Origin of the sequence: Roseivirga echinicomitans, from assembly GCF_001592935.1 — a bacterium.
GTDB classification, from domain to species: domain Bacteria; phylum Bacteroidota; class Bacteroidia; order Cytophagales; family Cyclobacteriaceae; genus Roseivirga; species Roseivirga echinicomitans.
In genome coordinates, this window is sequence record NZ_LRDB01000001.1 from 604,218 (window position 1) to 624,443 (window position 20,226).

The window sequence follows — 20,226 nt, forward strand, 5'->3', positions numbered from 1 at the left end:
ATCAATGCCGGTTGATTCTGTCTCACCTTCCTTAAAAAATTGTTTCTAATTACCTTTTCTGGGCGTCAATTTCTGCGGCTTCAAAAAGCAAGATTCTCAATTGGTCGAAGTCAATTTCTTTTAAAGACTTGAAAGTTTTGGTGCGGACATACTTTCTTTTTCCAGCATCTAAATACCCAGTTTCATCGGTGAGCAAATGGCCATGGGTAAAACCGAATTGAACGCCTTCGAAAGTTCCACCCCAAGGCACAGCTCCGGGCCAGATAAAGCAAACGGTTTTGCGTAGGCGAAAAAACGGCACATTGTAAGAGAGCTTCTCTTTTACTTGAGGAATACACTCATAGACCAAGCCTCTTAAGGCCTCAACGATTTTGAGTTCATGCTCAGGAAGAAAGGCAAAAAGGTCATCTAAATCCTGAAAGTCGACAGGCTGAAACTTATTCATTAGCTATTGGCATCATAGGCTTTTTGTACCCAAGTGGCCAAAGAGGCATCCACTTCTTCCACCGAAGAAAGTTTGATTCTGTGGGTGACCATGCTGTTCCAACTGCCTGCCGCTGCCACGATTCCTGTTGGCTCAACGCCTTTTAAATTGAGGCCAATATCTACCCTCGTTTTGGTGCTGGGCTGTAATAAAGCAAACTGCTTTTTCGGTGTCCGAAGACTGATATAGGTTTTCTTATACGCAAATTCTACTTCGCCATTTACGTTTTCAAAAAGGGCTTTGGCTTTTTTATACACTTCTGTAATGGCCTCTTTTCCTGCCAGCAAATCCTCATCTGGATTCTCGGTCACTTTGTTTTCGAGCAAGTCAGGCTTAAGGTAGAGCTGTGCAATCAGGTTGGCAAAACCATGAGTTACGCCATATTCTCCTTTAAGCAGTTTTATGATTACACCGTGTTTCTGTAGCCCAGAAGTGGTTAGCAAAGCCTTCCATTCGGTGATAGATTTTCCTGTTTTTTCGGGAAGGTTATTGATCATGGTTTGCGCCATTTCTTCAGGAGTAGCCATAGGGTTGGTTTTAAAAAACGTAACTATTTACATTTTAAACATACAAAAGATTGGGGTTTTGAGGAAGCTTAATTTATACAACCAGGGATACAGATTTGTATATATACGAAAACGTATATTTCATTTGTGACTAAAAGTGCAGTAGCAAAAGTTGGCACTGGAGCAGTTCCCCCTTTTTTGAAAAGGGGGTAGGGGGATTAGAATTACAATTTTACATATACTAATAATCAATCCTCCCAACCTCCTTCCCTAAGGAGGAGTGTTCGCAGATCATTTCTAAAATCTCCCGCCCGACCTGCGGTACTGACGGTAAGCCCATCGGTACCGAAGGTCAGATGGGGGGCATGAGGCATAAGCGGATACAATGGCCATTCTTGACTAAACTGTTAAAAAGGATAGCCAATACCAAAGTTGAAGAGTATTTCAGAGAGGTCGAAGCCTGTGCGTTGGCCGACAGGTAAATAGGGTTTGCTGAAAGGGCTGGCCAAATCGAATCGGATCACAAAGTTCTGAATGTCTACTCTCAACCCAGCGCCATAGCCAATGCCCAATTCTTTAATAAAATCGGAACTGAACTTTCCGCCAGGCAAGGCAGCATTTTCATTATTGAGCCAAACATTACCTGCATCGACAAAGAGTGCACCTTTTAAGAAAGAGTAGATCGGGAAACGGTATTCAAGATTAGCTTCTAAACGAATATCCCCCGACCTATCGAAGAAGGAGCCTTGATCTGCATCGGTAGGATTATAAGAGCCTGGCCCAAGCGATCTGGTTCTGAATGCCCTTACGCTGGAAGGACCGCCAGAGAAGAATTGCCTAGAGAAAGGAAGCGTTTCGGAGTTGCCATAAGGCAGGCCATATCCACCAAAAATTCGTCCGACTAGGGTTTGTTTACTGCTCAGTCGGTAGTTGTACACAAAGTTTAAATCAGCCTTGAAAAATTGCGCATAAGCAATTCCGAACAGCGTTTCTTGCCCGTCTCCATCTGTATCTTTGCTTACCCAGTCCAAAGCATTTCCAGCAAACTCAAAGTTGGTCACCAGCAGAATAGGGTTTCTTTTTTTGCCTTCAGTAAGCTGATTATAAATAAAGCTATAGGTAGACCCAGTGATCAGCTGTTCTTGAAAACTACTTTGCAGGAATGGATTTTGGTCTAAAATCGTTTGAAATTCAGGAGTGATATTGGACGTGTTGACATAGTTCACACTGATGGGGTTGAACTCATGATATATGGCTTGATTATTTCGCCAGCCATAACCAAAACTAGTATTCAGGGCATTGAGGTTATAGAGGTCACTGCGTTTGAATAAGTCAAAACCAAACTTGATGTTCGTTTTCGGTACGGCATAAAGTAGCGTGTCCTTTACATTAAAAGGAATGAGCAAACGAGGTATCACGAGCCCAGTTTCAAAACCAATTTGTGTACTGCTTAAGCCTTCTGCTTCTCCAGATCCCAATTGCACTTCGTAGCTAAAATTACCCGAAAGGTTGAGCGTTTCTCCGCCTCTAAAAAGGTTACGATTACTGTATACCATGGCCAAGGCAGGACCTGCAAAACCATTCGATTTAGTGACTGCTTTGAGCTCCGCTCGGATAGATCGCTTTTTTAATGGAGAGAGGTATATATTGGCATCAAGGCCTAAAGTATCTTGATCGCTAACTTCATCAAAAGCTGGTTCGTATCGAATATTTACAAACTTATAAGCCCCTATAGAAGACAGCCTGCTACTGGTGAGTCGAGAGATTTTTGGGTTATAAGGTTGACCCTCCTTAAACAGAATGTAAGGAGTCATCCGTTTCGGCTTAAAGAATTCAGGCTCCTGAATAAAGTTGATTCCGTTTATGCTGTATGCATCCTCTTTAGAGGCTATATTATTTAAGGAGTAGTCTGGATTAACATAAACCTTGTTGAGTTTATAAGGCAGCAGTGATTTTTTTGGCACCTCTTTTTTCAACCTTAAAAACAGATTGAAACGCCTGCTATTGTATTGATTGGTGTCGGCTTCGAAAATCAGGAAGTCTGCATTGAAATTATAGTAACCCCTCTCTTTTAAGTAGGTGTCTATTCTTTCGCGCTCTTGCTTCATCAGGTCCAAACTAAAACGGGTACCCTTGGTGATGGGGCTTTCTTCTAAAGACTGAGCAATGCCCTCGTAAATTGTGCCTGATGCGGAGTCCAATTCATACTTGGCCAAAGTATAGGGTTGCCCTAGCTCTACTTTGTATTTCACGCTGGCCAGTTTCTTTTTTGTGGTAGTAAAAGAAGACACCTTGGTATTGAAAAAGCCATTGTTTTCTAGCCTGTTGGAGATCAAGTCCATGGTGCGGCTAGAGTCTACATCCGATAAGTAAACAGGTTTCTCCCCAAATTTTCTATTGAGGTATTTATTCAGGAAACCAGGTTTTTCTCTTTGTGCTTTATAGTGGGCATTTAAACCCACTCGCATGCCTAAAAACTTGGCATTAGGTTCTGGCCGTAAAAGCCCCTCTAATTCATCTTCAATCCCCCCGATGTTTTTCACAGAATCAGGAGCAGACACCGTAACGCTAGATGATTTTAAGAGGTATTCGTCTGTAGGAATAAAGCGCCTAACACTACACGAGCTGACCAAGAATAGGCCTGCGAGTGAAGCAAAAATTATTCGAACCGATGACTGACGAAAACTCATTTATTGTTATCCTCTTTTTCCTTTTTATCTACTTCTTCTTTTACCTGCTTGGCAAAAAGTTCTTTGAATTTATTGAACTCGCGGGTAAACACCAGCGCAATACCCGAAACCGTCAATTGGCCATCAATCACCCCTTCGTATTCGTTTCTACTAAAGCCTTGAAGACGTAATCTTTTGTCCTGTGTCAATAAGTATTCCAAGCTCACATTTCCAATAATTGGAGTGCCTTGCGAAGCACTTTGGCTGCCCGCCACATCTACCTCGCTCCCCACTTTAACGATAAGGCGATCGTTGAAAAACTCTTTTTTTGCTGTAATACCAAGCTGGGTTTGTAACTGACCACCATTATCATCGTTGCCCGCAGTACTGTTGAGGTTAAAGCCGACATCGATGCCCGTATTGCCAAAAACCTTTTCTGAATAATTATTGAGCTGGCCAGAAAGCACATTGTTTACATTGTCCAAAGCCATGGAAGTCGGCCCGCCACTACTTCCGTCACTCCCAGAACTTGGGAAGAACCGATTTAATACCAACAATGAAAATACCTGCTTGTTCAGTTCTTCTTCCTGACTGTTCAATTGTTGAACTTGACTGTACACGGTTCCGCTTAGGGCGCTTCGCTCATCTTCAGGTAAGTCTAGGTTGAAGGAGATGGTAGGAGTGAGCAGTTCACCATCCACATTAATGTATACTTGGAACGGAAGCCTTTGCTGATAAGAAGCTTCCGCGTTAGTAGCCTCGGCAGAGGTTCTTGTGGCCATCAAAGGCTCTACTGATGTCTTTATACTGTATATCGCGCTTACATCAAGTTCAGCATCGTAGGGGTCACCCGCCCAGGAAATAGTACTACCCGGAGCAATTTCGAACCTGCGTTTTACAAGGTTGAAAAGGTTGGCTTCGTAATGTCCACCGCTCAACTCATACTTTCCAGAAAGGCCAATTCTGCCGTTGGGTTCTATGCTTAGGTTGAAGTCGCCATCGCCCACAACCCTTAAATTATCTCCCGTAGATTCATCGATAATGATATTGAATTCAGAATTATCACCTATCGTAATAATCGTTTCTATATCGTAGCCAGCAATTAAGGCCGCACTGGCTGAAACTTCGCTCTGATCCGCTTTTGTTAAAATGTCATCGGGGGTTTCTCGGTTGACGAACAGCACTACTCCGTCACGTTCTTTCAGTTCTAACTGAGATTCAGGCACGGTAAAAGTGAGCGCTGAACCGTCAATTACTTTCATGCTTCCTCTGACTTTTGGAATATTCAAGTCGCCTGTAATGGTAAGGTCTGCCCCTACATTTAACTGCCCATAAAAGAGATCGCTGTCTTCTTTGGCGGAGTTTACTACCCTGAAATTATTGGCCATTACCTTTAGGTCGAAAGTTGGGTTAGTGAGGGTTTCCGTCATTATTTTCCCGTCCACATTAAAGCTGTTATTGTCGCCATCGGTAATCGTGAAGCTATCAAGAAACAGTCCCGAATTATCAACTTTCAATTGTTCATTGGCAATGGAAAAGCGTGCGTTCAATTCATTCACCAAAAAGCCAACTTGGCTAAAGTTGAGTGTTCCAGTATACTTTGGATCGTTGGCGTTTCCGGACACATCTACCTTTGCGGAAAGGCTACCCTTCGATTCTGAAATACTATTATTTGAAAAAGCCTCTATGGCCGACATCTTTAATTCGTTTAGGTCGAGGTTGAGATTCAAGTCGCCACCAGTGGCCGAAGCCGTGTAATTGCCCGTCAGATTGAGGTCTGCATTGTTACCTTTCAACGAAAGATCTACCTGATATTTTTCAACTCCTGCTGCTTGCGCTTCTAATTTCAGTTGGCCAAAAGGCACTTCCATAATGGCTAAATCTGAAATGTTCAACCCAGCAATTACCCCAAAACCACTGAAAGGATTCTCCACTATAATATCACCATTGAGCATTCCAGTAGCCAATGGTTTTTCAGCATTGAAAAGGCTGGTTATCGTGGTCAACTGATAATCATTAAAAACAGCACCCAAGTGATTCTGTTCATGGCCGGGTAATGTGGTGCTGAGCGTAACTTTTTGTGTTCCGTTAGAAAGCTCAAAACCATTGATGTTGATGTAACTACTGGCCAGCGTGAAGCGGTTTTGTTCTAAAATATTCCATTGTTCACTATTAAAGATCAGAGTATCGGGGATAAGGTGTACCTGAACGGTATCGCCTTTTAGGTTTATTTCAGAATTAATGTTGATGAGTGTTTTTTGGTTACTGATGATGTTGAAACTGGAAGTAACTGTGCCATCATCTACCTTGCCTTGCAGTTTGGTTTTGTCAATTGTAACTGGACCAGAACTGACCTGAGACCAGCCCAATAAGAAATCTAAATAATCGTCTTTACCATTTATTTTAAACCCTAGGCTGTCAATTTCTGTCCCTTGAAAATTGATGTAGGGCGCCATCAGTTCTGCTGATAACTTATTGGTTTTCGCATCAAAATCAAATTTGAAAGCAATCGAATCCATGCGTTCTAAGCCTTGTAAAAACACTTCTGAAACTATGGAAGATGGCCTCGCCACCATGGTCATTTTCAATCTCGCATCAGTATTCAAGGAATCCGGTGCTGCCAGATTTACTCCGTTTTCGAGGTAGCGTGTGAACTCCTTTTGCAATAGCGGAAGGAGTTCCATAAGACTTTTATTGCCCATGATTTTGGCATCAATGGCTTGGCTGTTCACAATTACTCCCAAGGTATCGGGAGCAGACTTGGCTACCAGACTGAAGCTTCCGAATGTGTAAGCCTCGCGATTATAGATGGCCACCCCATCATTCAGTTCCGTTTTTAAATCAAAACTTGAAGCATTGCCTTCAAAGCTAGCGTCTAAAACAAATGCAGTTTTTATGTTTTGTGGGCTCAAGCCTAAAGCGTAAAGGTCAGCCCCTTTTACGGTCAAATTTGTATTGATTTTTGGCGCAACAGAATCAAGCGCTAGCTTGGTTTCCATTGCCATGTCTAGATTTTCGTCTTTAAAACGTAAATCGATATTGCCACTTCCGTTGGTGATTTTACCTGACAATTCGAGGTTTGAAAAATCGTAGCCGTTGTATTTCAGTCGTTCAAAATTTGTTTTTAGTTCTGCCGTTAAATCATTCAGGCTGGATCCGCTTCCTTTTACATCCACGGTAAACGTGAGCGTATCGAGTTGTTCATTCTGAAGCAATCGGTTGAGCTGAAGTTGTTTTGCAGAAATCACTCCGTCAAAAGTGATGGTTTCGTTTTGACTGAATTGGCCTTTTACCTCAACATTTCCATTTGTGGTTTTAAGTGTGAGGTTGGTTTGTGCATCATTCAGCCCGCCCTTGAAAGTCCCAGTTAAGTCCATGTTTTCTGGTAAACCCAAGACTAAACCTGTGGTATCTATGATTTGAGAAATATCGGCTCTTGTTGTTTTTGCGCTCAATGTGGGCAGGTCTAACCTCAACTGATCGGGGTTTGTTGGGTTGGTGACTCGGCCAGCAATATTGATAGTGGTTTGCTTACCCCAGTTGACCAAAGCCTCAGAAATTTGTAGGTCTGTTAGGCTGCCCTTGATATTTAGTCGCCCTGTAATTTTCCTTTTGGATAAGGATTGAAGGTATTCATTCTGAACTAGCTCCGGACTAAAAGCAGCCGCTTCGAGTAAGTCGATTTCAAATTTGTCCAAATCGGCAGTGATTTGAGTTGCGTCCGGTGTGTTGATCAAGTCCGTCAACGAGGCATATTTCAGACTCAAGTCACCCGAAAGCATATTCTTTGGCGTGGCAAAATCTAACGATTCAATCGAAAGAGATCCGTCAGTTACATTTAAATCAAACGCCAGTTTCTTAAGAGCAAGTCCGCTTCTTTCGGTAAAAGAAAAGCCATTGATGGACATGCTCGCTTTGCCGGGCTGGTATGCAATATCATCCGCGTCAAAATTGAAATTTTTGATCTCTAGCCAATTGGGGTTGAAAACTCCGTTTTCGGGTAAACTGTCTGTGGTTTGAAAAGTAATGTGATTCTTCTTGAGCGAAATTTCATTGACTTCTATATTCCAGTTCGGCCATTCAAAAACGATAGGTTCGGATGATATAGTAGAATCTGATTGAATTAGCTGCTCACCACTAGACAGCTGCTTCACAAAAACTTTGGAGTTGTCTAAGCTCAGTTCATCCAATACAATTTTTTGTTCCTTTAGATTGGCCATGGGCAGTTCAACCCGAAAATTCCCGATCTCGAGTTTGGCGGTAGTTTGGTCTGGAATTGCATTATAATCTAGGCTTACATTTTTCAGCACCAACGCACCAACAGAAAGGGTGGGTAGGACAGAATCTTCAGTTTGGCTGTTATTGGTTTGGGCTGTGTCTACCGCAGTTGCTTTGCTGAGTTCGCATTTAATCTGACTATCGGCAATGGAGAGTTCATCAATTTCATAGATCATTTGCTCTAGGTCCAAGGCGTCTACTTCCAAATCGAGCTCACCTAGAAGCGCGGTGGCTTTCATGCCTAGCAGCTCATCATTATAGGTAATGTTAAAATTGCTGAGCCTTATCTTTCCAATCACAATCTCAGGGCTGGCCGAAGGAGGAGTGTTGGTTGTCGTAGTATCGGTAGAAGCAAAGGCCTCGATTAAGAAATTGTAGTTAAAATTTTCGCTGGAAGCGGGTCGGTGAATATTGGCTTTTAAACCATCCCAGTCAACAGATTTCACATTGATGCGATCGCCTTTGATTAAAGAAAGTAGCGCCACCGACACTTCTAAATCCTTAGAATACACAAGCGTGTCTTGCTGCTCGTCTTCCAAATAAAGCCCCTCTACATAGAGATTACCCGAGAATGTGAGGTACAGCCTATCGATGCTTACTTCGGTGCCTGTTTTGTCAGCGATAAAGCTTACCGCCTTATTAACAATTATATTCTGGCCCCATGGGCTTCGAATAAACAGAACCAGCAAACCGAAAAAAATAAGCACACCGATGATGACTCGGGTCAGTATTCTTAAAAAACGATTCTTAATTAATCTCTTCAATGTAAATTTTTATCCTGTACAAATAACTCCATAATTCTCCATAGCGGTGATGAAATATGCTTTTTAATTAACCACGGGAGGAGGTTTTGGTTTATGAAGCATCAGGAATAAATTACTATTCGCTCAAAGTGAATTTGAAGAGTGAGTATTTAGCAATTATTTTCCTTCGGTCATTACATCGCCCAGTTGTGTCATTTTAAAACGGTCGAGTTTGGCAGAGGTATGTTCCTTGATCATAATTTCCTCCATATGTTTGATGATGTCAGGATGTAGCGCAGCAATGTCGTTTTGCTCGGCAGGGTCAGTTTTGAGGTTATAAAGTTCAATGGCCATATTCCCTTTTTTGATGTCTTTTCTAATGCCTTTCCAATCGCCCATTCGTATGGCCTGCTGACCGTTGTATTCAGGAAACTCCCAATACAAATATTCACGGTCTTGTTGAATTCCTTTGCCCGTTAGGGTGGGCAGAAAGCTCACTCCATCAGTTTCTTTTGGTATTTCAGTATTGGTAAGTTCGCCCACGGTGGCCATTACATCCCAAAACACAGAAACATGATTGGTTTTAGCACCCGCTTCAATTTGGCCTGGCCAAGCGGCAATCATTGGTACGCGAATTCCTCCTTCATAAGTAAAGCCTTTGGTTCTGCCATACTCAGTTTCGAAAGGAGATGCGCTTTCAAAATAGGGCGCGTCTACTCCGCCAGTATAGGTGGGTCCGTTATCGCTGGTGAACACGATGAGCGTATTTTCATACAGGCCTAACTCCTTCAATTTGGCTACAATTTCGCCTACCTGATCATCCAAGTAAGAAATCATTCCAGCATAAGCTGCCTTTGGATAACGGTTCGGGAAGTAGCCTTTGTCGCCCACATAGGGTTCTTCTTCTCCCCATAATTTCACATAGCGGTCGGTGTATTCTTGCGGCACCTGAATGGGTAAATGTGGAATTGGCGTAGCATAGTACATAAAGAACGGCTCATCCTTATTTTGTTCAATAAAGTTGAGCACTTCGGTTTGCATTAAGGCTGGCGCATAGTCAGGTTGCTTGTTGAACATGTCGTAACTGGCCAAATCCATTGGGTCTAAATCGGCAGCCAACTTCTGACTAGGTTTTACCAAGTCATTATCTAACCATACTTTTTCTTCGTTTTTCCAGAGGTGTTTTGGATACAGCTGATGGGCTTGGCGTTGACAGTTATAGCCGTAAAAGAAATCGAATCCCATGTTATTGGGAATAGACGCTGACAAAGGAGCGCCCAAACCCCATTTGCCAACAATGCCTGTTTTGTATCCAGCATTTTGCAATACATTTCCTAAAGTGACAGTGCTTGTGGGAATAGGTCGTTGACCTTCTAGATTAGGGTCATTCACTGCTTTTTCATAATCCCAAACCTCACCTCGTTCTGCCCATTCGTCATTACCACGGATGTAAGCTTTACCCGGTTGTTTCCCAGTCATCAGCATATAGCGCGCAGGGGCGCAAACGGGAGCGCCAGAATAGTGCTGGGTAAACATCATGCCCGATTTGGCCAGCGCATCGATATTGGGCGTTTGGATTTTGGTTTGGCCATAAATACCCAGTTCACCATAGCCAAGGTCATCGGCTAAAATATAAATGATATTGGGTTTAGAAGGAGCTTGTTCTGACTTTCCGCAGCTAAAACAAATGGCGGTTATAAACAATAAGGCGAGGAGGTGTTTCATGGCTGATTAAGGTTGAATTGATTTATAATTTAGGGCGATCTACGGTAACTAAATATCTTTTACACATCTAAAGCCTGTGTGCATTAAGCTGGTTTCAGGGGTTGATTCGCTGGTGCCAGTAATTTGGTAACCATGGCAAAAGCTTGGTTCGCAGAGAAAGGAACCTCCTCTTAATATTTTCTGACTGGTTTGGTTCGGTACAAAATTTTCTGGTTTGACCCCGTAAGGAATCAACCAATCGCTGGTCCATTCCCAAACATTGCCCGCCATATCGGTAAGGCCAAGCTTGGTTTTACCAAAGGCGCCTACAGGCGAAGTAAGTCCAAAACCGTCTTTGTTAAGGTTGACAAAGGGAAATGAACCCTGCCAAGTGTTGGCCATGTATTTTCCTTCCACAACGAGCTGGTCGCCCCAATTGTAAATGGTGTTGATGTTATCCGCATCTTTTGCAGCATGTTCCCATTCGGCTTGAGAGGGAAGCCTTTTTCCAGCCCAGTTGGCATAGGCCAGTGCATCATTATAAGATACTTGGGTAACAGGATGATCGTCATTGGCTTTTTCAGCATTTGGCCCTTGTGGATATTGCCAGTCGGCACCGTCTTCTAGAAACCAGTTTTGCTCAATGGTAAAGACTCCAGCGTTCCCAAATTTTTCGGCTTCGGTAATGTATTCGGTGGCCTCTACAAAGGCACGAAATTGAGCGACCGTTACAGGCGAGCTATCCATAAAAAACGCAGGGATTGATTTTCCTTTTGGAATGTATTGCATGCCTTCTGGAGGCTCAATATACTCAGGACTTGAGCAGCCCAAGATTATCGAGGTTGCAAAAATGAAGCTGGCAAGAAGTAGTTTATGTCCCTTAATTTTCCTCATTTGCTTTTGAAGGCTAGTGTTTACGGTTTGTAAAAAGATGACTGCGAGCGTGATTTAATCAACAAGATATGAAAAAGAGAGTATGGCTTTCAGAAATCTTCAATCTTGAATACCCAAGCCTCTTTGCTTTTTACTTGGCTGAATTTAATGTCACCTGTGTTGATGATCATTTTTCCGTTTTCGTACTTCCAGTCAAGATTTCCTTCATAACCCAAAAGGCTCACTTTGGCATTTTTTGAAGGCGCTTTTACCGTCAGGGCCAATTGATCATCTGGCCACTCCATAGCAATGGCATATACATTTCCATTGTTTTGAGTGAAGGCAATGTGCTGCTGCAAAGATTTATATTCAGCATTTAAGCCATGTGATTCTCCTTTTGCAGAAGTGTATAATTTGGAAGAACGAACGATCTGCTTTTCAGTGCTTTTGCTCGACCAATAAAGGCGGGCACTGGCGTTTTGCTGCTTTTCGAAATACTCCACTTTGATGGCATAGCGTTTTCCAGCGTTGAGCTGAATACTGCCTTGTTCTTTGTTCTGGTTATTGTTGCCCATTACAAAACCTTCGGCTCCTGCGGGTGCGCCTTCCCATTTGCTCAGTACCAATTGATTGTCGATCCATACGCGAATGCCATCATCGGCTTGCACCTCGAATTGGTATTCTTCTGAAAACTCAGGTTGAATAAATCCCGTCCATGTAGCGGTAAAGTTGTCTTCTTTGATCGGATTTCCAGGTGTGTTTCTGACCCAGTTAAAATCAATATTCGGATCAACTCGTTGAAGGCTCACTGGTTTTTCTTCTCCCGTTTTCTCCCAAGCCGTGGAGCCATAAATGGCTTCCCCATTAATTTCTAACCAACGGCCTAACTGCATCAATCGGTCTTGCTGCAATAGTGGAATTTGGCCATCAGCTTTTGGCCCAACATTGATGATTACTCCACCACCATTGGCTACGGCTTTTACAAAGAAGTGAATCAATTCTTCGCCCGTCATATAGGCATCCAACTTCTCAAAACGGTTGAGCCCAAAGGAGCGACCTAAACCACGGACTTCGGCCCAAGGACGTTCGGTTTCCGTGATGCCCGAGCTATATTCTGGCGTAAGAAAACCAATTTCTTGACTTCCGCCTCCCCAGCGATTGTTCACCACGGCATTTGGCCCAACCAGATTATAATACCATGAAATCAGTTCGGCAGAATGCCATTCTTCAGCCGAGTTGAACCACTCGCCATCGGCAAAAACCAAGTCTGGTTTGTAAGTAGAAATCAATTCCTTGAACTGTGGAATCATATGTTGATCAACGTAGGGTTTAATATTTCTATGAGGATCGGTATCCCAACGGTGGAGGGGGTTGTTCCATTCGGGGAGTGAATAATAAAGGCCCATGTGGAGGCCTGCTTTTTTTACTGCGGTGCTTAGTTCGCCCACTAAATCTCTTTTTGGCCCTACTTCCATGCTGTTCCAATTGGGTGCATATTTGCTTGGCCACATGGCATAGCCATCGTGATGTTTAGAAACCATGACCACATATTTAGCACCTGCTTTTTTGAAAAGTTCGGCCCACTCATCAGGGTAGAAAAGTTCGGTTTTGAAATAGGGAGCAAAGTCTTTGTAGGTGAAATCTTCGCCATAATTAGTTTTCATGTAGGAGGTGCGGAGCGAATCGTTCAGCATCAGCCCACGCAAATACCACTCTCCGTAATCTTCCTTATTACTGTAGGCAGGTACAGAATAAACACCCCAATGAATGAAAATTCCAAGCTTGGCTTCTTTGAACCATTCAGGATAAGGCTTTGATTTCAAAGATTCCCAAGTGGCTTCGTATTGCTTTTCTTGAGCGCAAAGTTGACCTCCGCTAAGAAAGAGAAGTAAAAGGAAAATAGACTTGAAAATGAAATTAGCCTTCACTGAATTGCTAGTTAATGATTTGAAATTGAGTCAGCGTTCATAGGCGCTAATATCATGTCGGGTTCCCCTTTAATATCTAAATAAATCACCTCATCAATTTCATTTGGTGAAATTTTAGGGAGCTCAATGACTAAAGCATCCTCATCTCTTCTGATGGTCAGTTGAGTGGAGGCTGCTGAAAGTAAGCTTGCTTGAATGGCCTCGTTCCGAATGCCTCCGAGTCTGAGTTCTCCATTTTCTGGCCAATCAAAAACATGTAAATAAAGTCTGGTGCCTCCATTGATCTGCTTTTGCGTTACGCGCCCCCAATCCAAATGCTCGAATGGACTTGCTTGGGTTTCGTAAATAGACGCTCCGTTAACATTCATCCAATTGCCAATTGCAGCCAACCTTTCAATGCTTTCTTGAGGGAAAGTGCCATCTGCTTTTGGGCCAATGTTTAGCAAGAAGTTACCGCCTTTGGAAGCGATGTCCACTAGGTTTTGAATCAACTCTTCAGATGATTTCCAGTTATCATCATTTTTATTGTAGCCCCAATGGTCGTTCATGGTCATGCAGCTTTCCCAATCGATACCGGGCAAACCTGTGTCAGGAATTTCTTGCTCAGGGGTTCCAAAATCTCCAACAAAATTACCTTCTGCCGTTAAGCCTTGCATGCCTTGTCGGCCTTTGTCCACTCGATTATTGATAATGATATTCGGCTGAAGGCTACGGATGTAATCATACAATTCCACACCCTCTTCATGTGTCCAAGTGTCTTCCCATTCCCCATCAAACCAAAGCACTCCAATCTCACCATAGTTGGTCAGCAACTCTTTCAGCTGATTTTTCATATAGTCCACGTAACGCGGAAATTCAGCGCCTTCAGTAGAGCGGTTTTTTTCCCATCCTCTTCTTGGCAAATAATCGGGATGATGCCAATCCATAATGGAATGATAGAAGCAAAGTTTGATGCCCGCCTTTTCACAGGCATCGGCCAATTCCTTCAGAATATCTCTTTTGAAAGGGGTGGCCATCACATCAAAATCCGAGGTTTTAGAATCGTAGAGACCAAAGCCATCGTGGTGCTTACTGGTGATGGTGATGTATTTCATTCCCGCATCTTTGGCCATTTTCACCCAAGCCTCTGCATCAAATTCCACCGGATTGAAATCATCTAAAAATTGATCATACTCTTCCAACGAAATTTCGGCTGTGGTTCTGATCCACTCTGCATGGTTGGTTGTCCCTTTCCATTCTCCCGCAGGGATGGAGTAGAGCCCCCAATGAATAAACATACCAAAGCGGGCATCGCGCCACCAATCCATTCGGGTTTCTTCGTTCGGCTCGTCTATTTTTTGGTCACCACCTTGGCAGCCGAAAAATGAAGCCATTAGCAGCGCAAGAAAAAAGCAGGAAAGCGTCTTTTTCGACATATTGGTAAGGGTTAATAAGAATGAAGAGGTATTTGGTAACTGTGGCCGAATACTTTAGCAGTTAATTTACTTCCTTTTATTATATTCAACCAATGACAAAGGCAGAACTTCAATTGATTCTTCAAGAAGGAGAAGGTTATAGGGCTGAATTTAAATCAAGCCTGAATAGTGATTTGCAACGAGAGCTGGTGGCTTTTGCGAATGGATCAGGAGGGAGGGTTTTTCTTGGAGTTTCTGATGATGGCAAAGTTACGGGCATTGAAGCGACCAATCACCTGAGGTCTCAAATACAACAAGCCGCTTCAACCTGCGATCCCCCTGTTGACATAAAGCTAGAAACCTTTGAGAATATATTGATTATTGAAGTGAAGGAGGGGCATGACAAACCCTATCGTTGTACGAAAGGCTTCTTTTTAAGAGCAGGGAGTAGTTCTGAAAAAATGAATACTGCTCAGATTATTAAGTTTGTTCAAAGTGAGGGAAGGATAAAATTTGACGAGTTATTATTCAAAAAATATCCTTTCGAAGAAATCTTTGATTCAGAAAAACTAAATCATTTTTTATCCCTTAAGAACATTTCTAAGAGTATCGAGGACGCTGATATACTTTCCAATCTGGGTGTTCTAGAGTTTGTTGATGACCAAGCCTACCTCACTCATACTGGTGTGCTATTTTTCACCAAAACTCCCACCAAGTACATTCCACATTCCAATGTAGTATGTGCTAGATTTCAGGGCAATGACAAGGCTACGATTCTCGATAAGAAGGAATTATCGGGCGATTTAATTTCAAACATTGAAGGGGCTATCCTATTCTTAAAAACGCATCTTAAGAATAGGGTTGAAATATCAGGTACTCGCAGAATGGAAATTTTAGAAATTCCTGAAGTTGTTTTGAGGGAAGCCATCGTTAATGCAATTGCCCATAGGGACTATTTTGAAAAGGGGGCAAATGTAATGGTTGAAGTTTTTGATGATATGATCGAGATTTCGAACCCAGGGGGCTTACCAAAAGGGCTGTCGGAAAAAGATTTCGGGAAAAAGAGCTTGGCCAGAAACCCCAATATTTGCGCTTTACTTAATCAGGCAAACTATATTGAGAAAATGGGCACTGGCATTAGCAGAATGAGAAAGCTTATGCAGAAAGGTAACTTACCTGAGATTCAATTTGAATATTCAGAATTCTTTTCATTACGTTTTAGTCGAATTTCTGGGCTTGATTTGTTGAGAAATGAACTAGGAGTTATTAGTAAAAGAGCTAGTAAACTTCGATTTATAATGAAAGAGCTTGCCGAAGCGGAAGCATTTTCTGTGAATACACTGTCAGAGAAACTTGAGCTTTCAAGTAGGGCGATTCGAGATGATTTACAAATTCTGGTTGAGCACGGTTATGTAAACATGATTGGAGAAACAAAGGATCGTGTTTATACCCTAACTTCTAAAGGAGTTCAGTTTCTTAAAGCTGATAACTGATAGCTTAGTCACGATTCGGAAGTTTTTATCGGAAGTTTTATCGGAAGCTCTATTCCTTTTTTTCGACTCTACATAGAAAAGCCATTACCGTAATATTGTGCTTCTGTAATACCGTAGTGCCGTAATGCAGTGCGTTTTTAATAAAATAGTGGAAAGAAAAAACTTGGCTATAAATTATTCGGAAGTTTTATTCGGAAGTTTTGAACACAAATTATCCTAGATTTTAGGCCTTGTGTAAATGTGCTGGAAGATCTTCAATACGCTCACAGCAGATCTGCTCCATCACTTGTTGTAATTGGGTTTTTAAAATGGAGATGGTATGATCTCCTCCCTTTTTGCCTAAAGCCCCAACACCATACATAAAGCTTCGGCCCATAAAAGTAAACTCGGCACCAGAGGCTAAAGTCCGGGCTACATCAGGGCCTGAACGCATACCGCTGTCCATCATTATTTTGATTTGACCACTGTATTTCTCTGCAATTCTGGTCAAAGGTTTGATGGTCGATTCCCCTGCGTCCAGTTGTCTTCCTCCATGATTGGAAACAATGATGCCATCCAAACCCAGTGCGATTGCCTTTTCGGTGTCTGCTTCGCTGGCTACACCTTTCAGCACGATTTTTCCTTTCCATTGGTCACGAATTCGGCTGATGCGATCATCATTCAATCGGCCAGAAAACATCTGATCCATAAATCCACCCAGTCCGCCTAGGCCCAAATTTTTAGGCATATAAGGTTTGAGTGTTGCGAAGTTGGGTTGGCCATGTTTGAGCGTTTGGAATGCCCAATGGGGATGCGTTATCACCTGCGCGATATTTTTCATGGTCAGACGAGGCGGCATCGAAAGCCCGTTACGAATGTCTCTTGGGCGATAACCAAAGGTGGGCACATCGCAAAGCAATACTAAAACTGGGCAATGCGCTGCGGCCGCGCGTTTCAAAATGTCGTCACGGAATTCTTCTTTGGCTGGATGATAAAGTTGAAACCAAGCCCTGCCTTCTGTCAATTCTGATATGCGCTCGATGCTGCTTGTGGAGACAGTACTGAGGATAAAAGGAATATTGTGTTCGAAGGCGGCTTTGGCTAGAATTTCTGGCGCATTGGGCCACATCAAACCTTGCAAGCCCACGGGTGCAATACCAAAAGGAGCATCATATTCATGACCAAAAAGCTCGGTTTTTAGACTGCTGCTTTTGTATGGCGCTAAGTATTTCGGCACCAAACTGAGCTCCCTAATTTCAGAGGTATTGCGGTGTAAATTGACGTCCTCATTGCAACCCCCATCCAAATACTCGAAGGCAAATTTGGGCATCTTCTTTTTGGCCTTATGGCGAAGGTCATCCATCGATGGGTAGTTCTTATTATATGACCAATTTGCTCCCATTTAATTTTTCAGTTTGATCAATGATTCCACCGTGAAAGTGTCGCTCGTTCCTTCTTCCGAATTTTTGCCAACCATTACTCGGAACTTGCCCGCTTCAACTACACGCTCCATGTTCCTGTTCCAAAGGGAAAGGTCTTCAGGCTTTAAATCAAAACTTACACGTTTGCTTTCTCCAGCATTGAAGTGGATCCGTTGAAAACCTTTGAGTTCTTTTACTGCTGTGGTTACAGAGCTGATCAAGTCGCTTAGATAAAGCTGTACGACTTCTTCACCCGCTTGAGTTCCGTTGTTGGTCACCGTTACTTCGATGTGAATTGTTCCTTCTCCTTGATTCGTAATCTGAAGGTCCTTATAATCGAAAGAGGTATAACTTAAACCGTAGCCAAAAGGGTAGAGGGGTGTAATTTTCTCATCGACATAGCGGTGGTTTCTGGTGGGTTTGGCACTGTAATACATTGGCAGTTGGCCAACACTACGAGCAACCGTAACAGGCAAACGACCCGCAGGATTGTAGTCTCCAAATAGGGTTTGTGCCACCGCTAAGCCTCCTTTTTCTCCAGGAAACCAAGCCTCTAAAATGGCAGGCACTTTCTGATCTAAACTGTTAATGGATAAGGGGCGACCGTTGAGCACAACACATACCACTGGGGTTCCAGTAGCAAGAATGGCGTCTACGAATTCCTTCTGAAGGCCATAGAGTTCTAGGCTGCTTACGTCTTTATTTTCTTCTACTAGTTCATTCGATTCACCGACCACCACAATGGCGACATCTGATGATTTTGCCTGCGCGATCGCTTCCGTCAAATCTGGCTTTTGCATGTTCCAGTTGAGATAAGCTTTGGCGCCATAACCACCTTCCCATACGTCCATCCTGATTTTGTATTCCTTTCCTTTCACAAAATCCATTGGCGCAGTTTCGATGCTTGTCGCTCCTTTTTCCCAATTGTCAATCACCAGTTTGTCGTCTACCCAAAGCCTTACGCCATCATCGGAACTGACGGCTAACCATCCGCTAAATGATTGGTCTGGCTGAAGGTAGCCTTCCCATGTAACAGAGAAGTGATCTTCACCCACTCCTTCGCCCGGAGAGCCCGGCCATTCAAACGCGACTTGCTTGTCAATTCTAGTGAGCACAGGTTCGCCCTCTACATTTCTATTGTTGAAGAATGTGGCATTCAATCCGTTTTGCGATTTGTCTTTGGTTTTAAAGTTGGCCATCGGAATGGGTTGACCTTTATAAATAAGGGGGACACCTTCGGAATACACTACTTCCGTATTCGCTCCGAGCAATTGCTTCACCCCTTCATAAACCGTGATGGCTTTTTTGTTTTTTACAGAATAGCCACCCAAAACGGACTCATTGGCCAATGGGCCAAGCACCGCGACCTTCTTTAAGTTTTTACTTAGGGGCAATAAATCACCTTCATTTTTGAGCAACACCATCGATTTCAAAGCTGCTTCTAAGGCCAGGTTTTGGTTTTCCTGACTGTGATTTCTTTCGTCAATAAGTCTTTGTTCTGTATATGGATTTTCAAACAAGCCCAACAAGAATTTCAATCTCAAAACCCCTGATACCGCTCTGTTCACTTTAGAAATATCAAGCGATCCTTCGTTCACCAATTCTATAATGGTTTGCTGAAATTCCTCATTTGGGAAATCGTAGAACTGCATGTCGATGCCCGCAGAAATGGCTTGCCGGATGGATTCTTTAGGAGAGTCGCTGGATTTGTGGCTGCTCTGCAAAAAGCGAATCGCGCCAAGGTCAGAAACCACGATGCCTTTAAAGCCCCATTCGTTTCGGAGCACTTCGGTCATCAGCCATTCATTCGAGGCATTGGGAATTCCATCAATTTCGGAGTAAGCGGCCATGGTGCCCAAAGCGCCTCCTTCCATAAATGCTTTTCTAAATACGGGAAGGTAATCCTGTCTTACGGATCTTTCTCCCAACAAAACAGGGCCCGCATTTCCTCCCGCTTGTGGAGATCCGTGGGCGGCAAAATGTTTGGGTTCTGCTACCATCGAGCGGTCAGAACTCAAGTCTTTTCCTTGGATGCCTTTGATCAAGGCGGTACCAAGTTCGGCAGATAAGTAGGTGTCTTCTCCCAGTGTTTCTGCAATTCTTCCCCAGCGTGGTTCTCTGCCCAAATCGAGGTTGGGGCCTAAACCGAAATGTACGCCATGCGCCCGGCCTTCGGTGCCAATGACCTGCCCCACCTTTTCCATTAAGGCTTTGTCCCAAGTAGCGCCAAGGCCAATATTCATGGGGAAAGCAGTACTGCCCTCACCCATATAGCCGTGCAAAAACTCGGACATGAGTAATGCGGGAATTCCCCAGCGGTTATTCTTGATGATAAATTCTTGAAGTTGATTGGCTGCTTTGGCGTCTTTCGGATAGTAATCGTGTACCGCGCCTGCACCCAATTTTTCTCCGATCAATTCCTTGGCCAACGCGAGTGAAAAGGCTTCTCCTTCCTTAATATTTGCTCCGTTGTACATGTCCATCTGCCGTACCTTTTCTTCCAAACTCATTCTTGAAAGAAGGTCAGAAACCCTTTCTTCCACTGGAAGTTTGGCATTTTGGTATGGATATTTTTGGGCAAATAGTGATATGCCCACTACCTGGAAAAGTATGATTAAACTGAAAATTCGCTTTTTGTACATTGGTTTTTTATTCTCGTAATTCAAAAAATTAGCCCTCCACTTTTCGCCTTCTTTTGCCATGGATAGGGCTTGCTGAAAGGGTCAATTTACGGAAATGAGTTGGGATATTTAC

At 43.1% G+C, this 20,226-nt stretch carries 11 protein-coding genes; 1 reads left to right on the forward strand and 10 read right to left on the reverse strand.

Features of this window, described 5'->3' with window-relative positions; translation table 11 throughout:
* Nucleotides 1–49: 49 nt before the first annotated feature.
* The 8 genes from AWN68_RS02610 to AWN68_RS02645 form a co-directional block, all read right to left on the reverse strand.
* A complete protein-coding gene (locus AWN68_RS02610; RefSeq protein ID WP_068411037.1) occupies nucleotides 50–445 on the reverse strand; it encodes a DUF1801 domain-containing protein in 396 nt (131 codons plus the stop codon).
* Nucleotides 445–1,011, reverse strand: coding sequence for a DUF4287 domain-containing protein (locus AWN68_RS02615; RefSeq protein WP_068411040.1), 567 nt, complete (start codon nucleotides 1,009–1,011; stop codon nucleotides 445–447). Before AWN68_RS02615 ends, AWN68_RS02610 begins: the two co-directional genes overlap by 1 nt.
* 386 nt (nucleotides 1,012–1,397) lie before the next feature.
* Nucleotides 1,398–3,680 carry a translocation and assembly module lipoprotein TamL gene (tamL, locus tag AWN68_RS02620; RefSeq protein ID WP_068411045.1) on the reverse strand — a complete coding sequence of 761 codons (2,283 nt, stop codon included), beginning with the start codon at nucleotides 3,678–3,680 and terminating at the stop codon, nucleotides 1,398–1,400.
* Nucleotides 3,677–8,701, reverse strand: a complete 5,025-nt coding sequence (locus AWN68_RS02625; protein WP_157716042.1) for a translocation/assembly module TamB domain-containing protein — start codon at nucleotides 8,699–8,701, stop codon at nucleotides 3,677–3,679. The genes tamL and AWN68_RS02625 overlap by 4 nt, the downstream gene beginning before the upstream one ends.
* Before the next feature lie 156 nt (nucleotides 8,702–8,857).
* Complete coding sequence (locus AWN68_RS02630; RefSeq protein ID WP_068411050.1) at nucleotides 8,858–10,405, reverse strand: arylsulfatase; 1,548 nt, start codon at nucleotides 10,403–10,405, stop codon at nucleotides 8,858–8,860.
* Nucleotides 10,406–10,453: 48 nt separating this feature from the next.
* The gene (locus AWN68_RS02635) at nucleotides 10,454–11,278 is read right to left on the reverse strand and encodes a formylglycine-generating enzyme family protein (RefSeq protein WP_068411053.1); all 825 of its coding nucleotides are present in this window, start codon (nucleotides 11,276–11,278) and stop codon (nucleotides 10,454–10,456) included.
* An 89-nt stretch (nucleotides 11,279–11,367) separates the two neighbouring features.
* Complete coding sequence (locus AWN68_RS02640) at nucleotides 11,368–13,185, reverse strand: alpha-L-fucosidase (RefSeq protein ID WP_068411056.1); 1,818 nt, start codon at nucleotides 13,183–13,185, stop codon at nucleotides 11,368–11,370.
* 11 nt (nucleotides 13,186–13,196) lie between these two features.
* Nucleotides 13,197–14,600 carry an alpha-L-fucosidase gene (locus AWN68_RS02645; protein WP_084362733.1) on the reverse strand — a complete coding sequence of 468 codons (1,404 nt, stop codon included), beginning with the start codon at nucleotides 14,598–14,600 and terminating at the stop codon, nucleotides 13,197–13,199.
* A 92-nt stretch (nucleotides 14,601–14,692) separates the two neighbouring features.
* On the opposite strand from AWN68_RS02645, the gene AWN68_RS02650 reads away from it, so the two are divergent.
* A complete protein-coding gene (locus AWN68_RS02650; RefSeq protein ID WP_068411062.1) occupies nucleotides 14,693–16,072 on the forward strand; it encodes an AlbA family DNA-binding domain-containing protein in 1,380 nt (459 codons plus the stop codon).
* 223 nt (nucleotides 16,073–16,295) lie between these two features.
* Here the strand turns inward: AWN68_RS02650 and AWN68_RS02655 are convergent, their stop codons facing one another.
* Nucleotides 16,296–17,453, reverse strand: coding sequence for an alpha-hydroxy acid oxidase (locus AWN68_RS02655; protein WP_068411065.1), 1,158 nt, complete (start codon nucleotides 17,451–17,453; stop codon nucleotides 16,296–16,298).
* Nucleotides 17,454–20,174 (reverse strand): glycoside hydrolase family 3 protein, encoded by a 2,721-nt coding sequence (locus AWN68_RS02660; RefSeq protein ID WP_221405693.1) that lies wholly within the window; start codon nucleotides 20,172–20,174, stop codon nucleotides 17,454–17,456.
* Nucleotides 20,175–20,226 lie beyond the last annotated feature (52 nt).